10 protein-coding genes are annotated in these 6,183 nt (G+C 70.4%); 8 read left to right on the top strand and 2 right to left on the bottom strand.

Annotated features, from left to right (window positions below; all coding sequences use genetic code 11):
* The 4 genes from AB0D46_RS01945 to AB0D46_RS01930 form a co-directional block, all read left to right on the top strand.
* On the top strand, positions 1 to 181 hold a 181-nt coding region (locus AB0D46_RS01945), incomplete at its 5' end, for a hypothetical protein (protein WP_362875287.1).
* Between the two features lie 111 nt (positions 182 to 292).
* Positions 293 to 1,033 carry a DUF5819 family protein gene (locus AB0D46_RS01940; protein WP_362875286.1) on the top strand — a complete coding sequence of 247 codons (741 nt, stop codon included), beginning with the start codon at positions 293 to 295 and terminating at the stop codon, positions 1,031 to 1,033.
* On the top strand, positions 1,023 to 2,243 hold the full coding sequence (locus AB0D46_RS01935) for an HTTM domain-containing protein (protein WP_362875285.1): 1,221 nt from the start codon (positions 1,023 to 1,025) through the stop codon (positions 2,241 to 2,243). The genes AB0D46_RS01940 and AB0D46_RS01935 overlap by 11 nt, the downstream gene beginning before the upstream one ends.
* A gap of 259 nt (positions 2,244 to 2,502) precedes the next feature.
* Positions 2,503 to 2,703: a hypothetical protein gene (locus AB0D46_RS01930; RefSeq protein WP_362875284.1), complete on the top strand. Its 201-nt coding sequence runs from the start codon at positions 2,503 to 2,505 to the stop codon at positions 2,701 to 2,703.
* Between the two features lie 90 nt (positions 2,704 to 2,793).
* Here AB0D46_RS01930 and AB0D46_RS01925 read toward each other — a convergent pair whose 3' ends face one another.
* Entirely contained in the window at positions 2,794 to 3,699 is a 906-nt protein-coding gene (locus AB0D46_RS01925; RefSeq protein WP_362875469.1) for a helix-turn-helix transcriptional regulator, read from the bottom strand.
* A 213-nt stretch (positions 3,700 to 3,912) separates the two neighbouring features.
* A complete protein-coding gene (locus AB0D46_RS01920) occupies positions 3,913 to 4,422 on the bottom strand; it encodes a DUF5994 family protein (protein WP_362875283.1) in 510 nt (169 codons plus the stop codon).
* A 291-nt stretch (positions 4,423 to 4,713) separates the two neighbouring features.
* On the opposite strand from AB0D46_RS01920, the gene AB0D46_RS01915 reads away from it, so the two are divergent.
* From AB0D46_RS01915 to AB0D46_RS01900, 4 genes are all read left to right on the top strand, one after another.
* Positions 4,714 to 5,289, top strand: coding sequence for a DUF5994 family protein (locus AB0D46_RS01915; RefSeq protein WP_362875282.1), 576 nt, complete (start codon positions 4,714 to 4,716; stop codon positions 5,287 to 5,289).
* Positions 5,286 to 5,483 carry a hypothetical protein gene (locus AB0D46_RS01910; protein ID WP_362875281.1) on the top strand — a complete coding sequence of 66 codons (198 nt, stop codon included), beginning with the start codon at positions 5,286 to 5,288 and terminating at the stop codon, positions 5,481 to 5,483. The genes AB0D46_RS01915 and AB0D46_RS01910 overlap by 4 nt, the downstream gene beginning before the upstream one ends.
* Before the next feature lie 95 nt (positions 5,484 to 5,578).
* Positions 5,579 to 5,845, top strand: coding sequence for a hypothetical protein (locus AB0D46_RS01905; protein WP_362875280.1), 267 nt, complete (start codon positions 5,579 to 5,581; stop codon positions 5,843 to 5,845).
* 50 nt (positions 5,846 to 5,895) lie between these two features.
* Positions 5,896 to 6,165, top strand: coding sequence for a hypothetical protein (locus tag AB0D46_RS01900; RefSeq protein ID WP_362875279.1), 270 nt, complete (start codon positions 5,896 to 5,898; stop codon positions 6,163 to 6,165).
* Positions 6,166 to 6,183: the final 18 nt, after the last annotated feature.

The following is a 6,183-nucleotide window of genomic DNA, read 5'->3' as shown; positions in this document are numbered from 1 at the left end:
CCACGAGGGGAGGCCCGGTAAGCCGGACCACGGCCACGGCCACGACGGGAAGCCCGGTAAGCCGGACCACGGCCACGGCCACGACGGGAAGCCCGGTAAGCCGGACCACGGCCACGGCCACGACGGGAAGCCCGGCGACCACTACGGCTACGGCAACAAGCCCGCGGGCCACGAGGGCTAGGCGTCAGGCCGCACGAAGCCCGTTCATCGGATGAAGGCGCGCGGCGGAATCCTCATCGAATCCGCCGCGCGCCGTCCGTGGGAATCGCGAAGACCTCAGGCGAACAGCAACATGAGAAGGGCCGGGTGGGCGGTGTTGAGCGGAATCGAATCCGCGGGCGTGAAGGAACTCCATCGGTCCGACTCCGGTCCGGTCCCCCAGGAGCGCCATGACGAAACGGTCGGGCCGCCCACGTCACCCATGGGTGTGCGTGTGCTGAGAGCGGGGCTGCGCGCCGCCGCGGTCCTCTGCCTGGTGACCGCTCTGGTCCACGTCGTCCTGGTGTTCCTCCACGTGGCCCCCTCCAACCCCGTGTCGAAGCGGTACAGCTCGCAGGTCAACGGATGGGTGTTCCCGCTCTTCGAGCAGAACTGGCGGCTCTTCGCCCCGGACCCCGACTCCTCCAACCGGAAGATCCTGGCGCGAACCGCACACACCGACGCCGAGGGATCGATGCGGGTGTCCCCCTGGTTCGACCTGGCCGCCGTGGACCACGCGGCGGTCGACCACAACGTGTTTCCGAGCCACACGTCCCAGAACCTGCTGCGCCGCGCCTGGACCTCCTACACCGAGACGCACGGAGGCAGCGACACGGCACGCTCCGAACGGGCCGTGATGCTGCGGACGTACCTGGCCAACATCGCCGCGGACCGCGTCGCCGCCCACACCGACGGCGGCGCTTTCGACTTCGTCCAGCTCCGGGTCGTCACTCTGCCCGTCGCCGGGCCCGGTGCGCCGGCCGGCAGTCGCCCGCCGGCGCCCACCGAGGACCGGCTCCTGCCCTGGTGGAAGGTGACCTCCCATGGGAAATGAGCAGACCCCCCAGCCCGCTTCCGCGGCAGCCGCGCCGCACCGACCCGCGGCCCGCGAGTCTTCGCTCGCCGGTACGGCCCACCGGTGGCTCCTCGACCGGATCGGCGGTCTGTGGACGCTCCTCACCGACCGGCCGATCTCCCTGTACGCCGCATCGGTCCTGCGCATCGGCTACGGGATGCTCTACCTGATCTTCCTGCTGCGCGAGTTCCCGCACCGCGACGAGATCTGGGGCCCCGGGTCCCCCTGGACACCGGCGCTGGCCCAACAGCTCTTCGACCAGACGGGCTGGAACAGCCTCCTGATCCTGTCCGACAGCCGCGCCTACTTCGAACTCTGCTACGTGACGGCCGTCCTCACGTCGGCGCTGTTCATGCTGGGTTGGCGGACCCGCGCCACGTCCGTCCTGTTCGCCGTCGTGGTGGCCTCGTTCCATGCCAGGTCGATCTTCATGACGGACGGGGGCGACAACCTGATCCTGCTGATGGCCCTCTACCTCGTCCTCACCGCCTGCGGTCGACGCTGGTCCCTGGACGCACGCCGGGAGCGGGTCAGGGCGGCTCGCGCGGACGAGGCGCCGGAGCCGGTACGGAGCCCGTACGCACGGCAACTCCTCGACGCCCGGACCACCTTGACCACGGTGGTGCACAACTGCGGCATCCTCGTCATCGCGGCGCAGGTCTGCTTCCTCTACGGATCAGCCGGTCTGTACAAGATCCAGGGCCCCACCTGGGGCGGCGGCACCGCTCTCCACTACGCGCTGAACCTCGAACTCTTCCAGCCCTGGCCCGCGCTCTCCCACCTCATCGACGACTACCCGATGGTGATCGCGATCGCCGGCTACGTGACGGTGCTCCTGCAGGTCGCCTTCCCGTTCGTGCTCTTCGGGAAGCTCAAATACCCGGTCCTGACCGTGCTGCTGGGCATGCACCTCGGCATCGCGGTGCTCCTGGGGCTGCCCCTCTTCTCCGGCGCGATGATCGTCGCGGACGCCGTCTTCCTTCCCGACCGCTTCTACGCCTTCCTGCCCCGCCTGTGGCGACGCGCCGTACGACGTACGGGGAGGTGGCGACCCGTGCCCGGCCGAGCGGCGGAACGGGGATCCGTACCACCGCAGGGCAGGCCGGGCGTCCCCGACTCCGAGCAACCGGCCGCCCCGGCGCGGAGCGGCACCACGCCGGCTACGAGGCTCGCGCCCGACCGGAGTTGAGCGGCCGGACCGCGGCACCGGTGGTCACGGGCCGGACGGCACGGGCGGGAGCGATGACGACCCACTGGCGGGGCGGGCGGGAACGGCACCCGCCCCCGGGCGCCCAACGGCCGGCCCGGGGCCTTCCCGGACCGCCGCATCGGGGACGGGCATCACCCGCGTGCCTCGCCTCGCGGTCGAAATGATGCAGACCGCAACCGTGCGTGTCAGCGTCGTCCCAGAGGAACCCGCACCCCACGCACCAGAAGGAGTCGCCGTCATGGACGGTACGCAGGACAAGCCCAAGGATCCGGCCAAGGGCAGCGAGGCGCAGGAGCACCATCGCTCCGGAGACCCCGCTCACCCCCAGCCGGGCAGGTCGTCCCGCGAGCAGGGACAGAAGCAGGGTCGGAAGGAGCCCTCGCGCCGCCGCGAGGACGACCTGCTGCGCGAAGAGGACCTGCACGACGAGAACCTCTGACGGCAGCACCGCTCGCCCCCCTGTGGCCCGGCCGGCGGCCCCTCGTCGCGCCGGCCGGGCCCTGTCACCTGCCGCGCGGGACGACGGTGCTCACGGGATCGACAGGGACGGCGCGCGGGTGTCCGGCGACGGTTCGGGGCCGTCTGCGTACGCCCCGACGACTTCCTCGACGAAGCTCCGGCTATCGTCCGGGCTCAGCGCCTGGGCCTGCAAGTGTGCGTACACGTCGCCGTAGCGTCGTACGTCGGATCGTTTTTCCAGATAGAGGTCGCTGGTGAACCTCTCCAGATACACCACGCTCCCGTCGGTGGTCTCGGCGAACTCGAGCAGCGTGAACTGTCCGGGGACACCCGGGTGCGCACCCACATCGGGGGGGAGGACCTGCACCGTGACGTGTGGTTGAGCCCCGAGGTGGGTCAGATGTTCCAGCTGTTCGCGCATGACCTCGCGGCTGCCCATGACGCGGCGCAGCGCCGACGCCTCCAGCACGACCCATAAGCGCAGCGGGTTGCCCGGGACGCGCAGCCGGTCCTGGCGCCGCATCCGTACTTCGAGGCGTGTGCGGGCCTGTCCGGCGGTGGCTTGAGGGATCGTTCCTGCGATGACCGCCCGCGCGTAGGCGGGGGTCTGCAGCAGGCCGGGGATCATGTGGGGCTCGTAGCAGCGGACCGCGGCCGCCTCGGTCTCCAGGCCGATGTAGGCGCCGTACGGGATGTCGTCGTAGGCGGTCCACCAGCCCTGCCCACCCGATTCCCCCGCCATCCTCATCAGATCCTCGAGACGCCGCTGATCCCGGACTCCGTACAGCCCGCAGAGATCTCGCACGTCGCGCGGCTTGATGTTGCGGCGGCCGTTCTCCAACAGGCTGATCTTGGGCTGGGAAATCAGCAGGCTGGTCGACACCTGCTGCGTCGTCATACCGCTGATCTCCCTGAGCCGACGTAGCTCCGACCCCAGTCGGCGCCTGCTCACGGTGGGATTGACAATGACACCCACGGGGTTGCGTACCTCCACTCCAAAAACCTGTGCTGGCGAGAAGATTGCCACGGCCGGGGCAGGTGGATACGCCTTGACCTCGCGTCGAGCACGACGATTTCCGCCGGACCCGAACTCGCGTCGCCTCGCACCCGGTTGACCATATTTTCCGGTTGCAATAAAGGAATGAAGGAATGGAGGAATGGAGATAACCGTCGCCGAACACCGTCGCCCTCAGCCGGACGTCGCCGGCGGTCCAGGACTCCCCTCCGTCGGGTCGGGCGTGGTGGCGATGAGGAGTTCAGCGGCTCGGGTGATGTTGTCGGCGCGGACGGCGCGGGCCATCGCTTCGCGGGCGGCGTCGGCGGTGGTGTCCGGGGGAACCACCAGCAGGGCGAAGTGGTCGTTGTGTCCACGGGTGATGAGGACGGTGTCGTCGCCGACCGGGTCGGAGTCGAGGTGCACGACCTGACCCTCGATGACCAGGCGGGTGGGGAGGCCGTTCCAGGCGGAGGCGTCCACCCCGACCCGGGTGATGGCCCCGAGGTGCTCGATCAGCGCGCCGATCAGCGCGGGCAGCTCGGTCTCGATGTTGCGCGTGCGCGGCCACCACGCACCGTCCAGGAGCCCTTCCCGGGACCGCGTGGTCTCCAACCGCAACAGGGCGGTGCCGGGCTTGATCGCGTGGTGGATCGCGTCCGGCAGGAGCAGCGGAAGCGTGTGGGGGGTGTCGGAGTCAACCATGTGGGTCCGCCCGTCTACGGGGTGCGGCCGCTGCCGTCGCATGCCGACACCGGTGCCGACCTGCGACGTACGCGAGCCCGCCGTCGTTTCACGGTACTCCCGCCGTCCGCACCACCGCTCTCCACGGCACCCCTGCCGGAAAATACCTGGTCAACCCGTCCATAACCCATCGAACAGGCGTACAGTGAAAGCACCGGAAGTACTTCGCACACCGGCTTTCACGCGGGTGTCATTTCCGGCGATCGCCTAAAACCGGACTGCCGACGGGCAGTCCGGGGGCAGGTCCGCATCATGACCACGACCCTCGTCCGGACCGCGCCCCGCGTCCTCGCCGCAGAGCTCCCGGCCCGTTTGTCCCTCACCCCGAAGACCATGCTCGCCGGCCGGCTGGACGGCGCCTGGTGGCCCCGCTCCCGCGATCTCGGAGCCGAGCTCCCACCGCTCGCCGCCGCGCTGGAGGAACCCTGGGGCCGCGTCACCCGGGTCACCGTGAACCCCGCCCGCTGGCCCGTCGTACCGCACACGGTCGCCGTCGACGGGCGCATGATGCACGTCGGGTGGTTCACCGAACAGGACCCCGACAAGCTGATCCTGCTCTCCTACACGGTCGGCCGCTGGGACCTCCTCGTCATACCGCCCGAGACCGAACCCGCCGCCGCGGCCCGGCTGATGGCCGCTGCCGCGATCCCGGGGAGCGTCCTGACCGCAGGCGTCCTCATGGCCAACGAGGCCACGATCGGGCGCGGCGTCCGCGACGTCCAGCGCCAGGAAGCCGGCTGGGAGGGCGAGGGCGGGGCCTGCATGTCCCCCGTCGGGATCCCGCTGGAGCGAGGCGGCCCGCCGCTGCCCGGGAACGGCAGGCGGTGAGTTCCGTGGAGACCGTCGTCCTCATCGCGGTGATCATCCTCGTGATCGGCTCCGGCATGCGCGTGATCCACCTGCTCAACGCCCAGCACGACGCACGGATCGAGGCGTACCGCTTCAGCGAGCCCCTGCCGAGGCCTCCCGGGCTGCCGAACGACACCGGTCGTGGAGCCCACCGCGGGGACGCGGACCAGTGACGGAAAGACCTTCCTCCGACCGGGGGCATCGGGCGGGACGCCACTGCGTCCCGCCCGGTCGGCTCCTCCCCCACTCCGAAAGGGAACACGCCCACGTGGAGCACATCGAGACCGAGCCCATGTCATCGCTCGGGCACGCCGAGGTCCGGATCATCGCGCGGACGCCCGAAGCCGCCCGAGCGGTCGCGCAGGCGCTGCGCCACTCCTTCGCCGGAACGGAACAGCGCAGCTATCCCGGCCCCGACGGCGGCACCCGTCTCCACCTCACCGTCGACACGGCGACACCCGCGGACCACGACCGCTCCCGGCCGGTCGCCGGCCCGACCCCGGTCGGCGCCTGCGCCCATTCCGACGAGGTCTGAGAGCCCGACGGGCACCAGAACTCCCCTCCCGCACATGAAAGGACCCGGTCATGGCCACACTGCGCGAGCGCAAGACCTACCGCGGTCAGGTGCTCCGGGTCCTGTACGAAGCCGTCGAGGGCAACCGCCTCCTCGGCATCACCGGAGCACAGCTGCGCCGCGACCTCCACGTCCCCGAACAGGACCTGGCGGCCGCCTGCACCTACCTGGCGGGCGAAGGGCTGATCACCGTCGACTGGGAACCCGGCAACACCCCCGCGATGGTCACCCTCACCCACGAGGGAATCCGACGCATGGAGACCGAGGAGGAGGACGGCTGAACCCGCCCGCACGGGTGA

Origin of the sequence: Streptomyces sp. NPDC048383, from assembly GCF_040651775.1 — a bacterium.
Classification (GTDB): Bacteria; Actinomycetota; Actinomycetes; order Streptomycetales; family Streptomycetaceae; genus Streptomyces.
This window is presented reverse-complemented; position numbering and strand designations above follow the sequence as displayed.

Excerpts from the sequence above, each read along its gene's own strand:
- AB0D46_RS01900 (WP_362875279.1), top strand. The coding sequence starts at position 5,896 with ATGGCCACACTGCGCGAGCGCAAGACCTACCGCGGTCAGGTGCTCCGG.
- AB0D46_RS01940 (WP_362875286.1), top strand. The coding sequence starts at position 293 with ATGAGAAGGGCCGGGTGGGCGGTGTTGAGCGGAATCGAATCCGCGGGC.
- AB0D46_RS01930 (WP_362875284.1), top strand. The coding sequence starts at position 2,503 with ATGGACGGTACGCAGGACAAGCCCAAGGATCCGGCCAAGGGCAGCGAG.
- AB0D46_RS01920 (WP_362875283.1), bottom strand. The coding sequence starts at position 4,422 with ATGGTTGACTCCGACACCCCCCACACGCTTCCGCTGCTCCTGCCGGAC.
- AB0D46_RS01915 (WP_362875282.1), top strand. The coding sequence starts at position 4,714 with ATGACCACGACCCTCGTCCGGACCGCGCCCCGCGTCCTCGCCGCAGAG.
- AB0D46_RS01935 (WP_362875285.1), top strand. The coding sequence starts at position 1,023 with ATGGGAAATGAGCAGACCCCCCAGCCCGCTTCCGCGGCAGCCGCGCCG.